Origin of the sequence: Collinsella sp. LCP19S3_B11, assembly GCF_052121915.1 — a bacterium.
Taxonomy (GTDB): Bacteria; Actinomycetota; Coriobacteriia; order Coriobacteriales; family Coriobacteriaceae; genus Collinsella.
The window spans coordinates 1-517 of the sequence record NZ_JBQKDI010000060.1 but is presented as its reverse complement, the minus strand read 5'-3'; the positions used below and the strand labels follow the sequence as shown (position 1 = coordinate 517).

Annotated in this window: 1 protein-coding gene; it reads right to left on the bottom strand. The window is 75.4% G+C overall.

The features are described 5' to 3' along the window. A partial coding sequence (locus ACTQV4_RS10370; RefSeq protein WP_441569790.1) for a transposase occupies positions 1-517 on the bottom strand: 517 nt, incomplete at both ends.

Sequence of the window (517 nt, the reverse complement as noted above, 5' to 3'; positions counted from 1 at the left end):
GCTCGCAGGCGCCCTTCTGGTCGCTGCGCCTGGGGTCGCAGTAGAACAGCCTCGTCTCGCCCGGCCCCTCGCCGAGCAGCGCCGCGATCGCCGCCTCGTCGGAGAACTCGGCGCCGTTGTCGGTGAGGACGGCGCGGAACACGCGGCGCGTCCCGTCGGCGCCGAGGATGGCCCGGACGCCCTCCAGGGCGCCCGCGACGCACCCGGCGGTCTTCTCCTCCAGCGGCAGCGCGAGCTGGAGCCTGCTGGGGCGGTGCAGCAGCGTGAGCAGGCAGGCGGAGTCCTCCCGGGCCCCCTCGACGGTGTCCATCTCCCAGGCCGCGGCGCACGCGTCCTCCCCGAGGGCGAGGAACGCGGCATGCGACCTGCGGGCGGAGTGGCGGGTCGCCGCCCGGCCCGCGGCGCGCTTCCTCGGCCTGTAGCCGACCTTGCGCCTGAGCTCCATGTTGGTCATGCCGTCGTAGCCCGCCGAGACCCAGCGGTAGATGGTCGACGGCGACAGGTCCACCGGGCCGCC